The sequence below is a fragment of the Aromatoleum toluolicum genome (genome assembly GCF_012911005.2).
Classification (GTDB): domain Bacteria; phylum Pseudomonadota; class Gammaproteobacteria; order Burkholderiales; family Rhodocyclaceae; genus Aromatoleum; species Aromatoleum toluolicum.
Genome location: NZ_WTVS01000283.1, coordinates 1 through 379 on the forward strand (window position 1 = coordinate 1; position 379 = coordinate 379).

1 protein-coding gene is annotated in these 379 nt (G+C 62.3%); it reads right to left on the reverse strand.

What is annotated here, in order from left to right; translation table 11 throughout:
• Positions 1-379 (reverse strand): amidohydrolase family protein (locus GPA27_RS28755; RefSeq protein ID WP_169143770.1); only part of this gene is annotated, 379 nt, incomplete at both ends.

Sequence of the window (379 nt, forward strand, 5' to 3'; positions counted from 1 at the left end):
GTCCTTCAACAGCGTGTTGGCGTACTGCACCAGCTGCTTCGGAAAATACTTGGGGCTCCAGCCCGACAGGTCGATCCAGACATTGGGCTTGTGCGTGGCGACCGACAGCGCCTCGTCCTGCCACGGAAAGCTGGGGTGGGCCATCACGATCTGCATGTCGGGGAAGTCAATCGCCACGTCGTCCAGGTGCATGGGGTTGCTGTACTCCAGCCGCAGGCCGCCGCCGCAGCGCATGCCGCTGCCGATGCCGCTGTGACCGGTGTGAAAGATGGCGGGCATGCCGTACTCGGCGATCACCTCATAGATAGGCCAGGCCATCTTGTCGTAGGGGTGGTAGGCCTGCACCGTGGGATGGAACTTGAAACCCTTGATGCCGAAC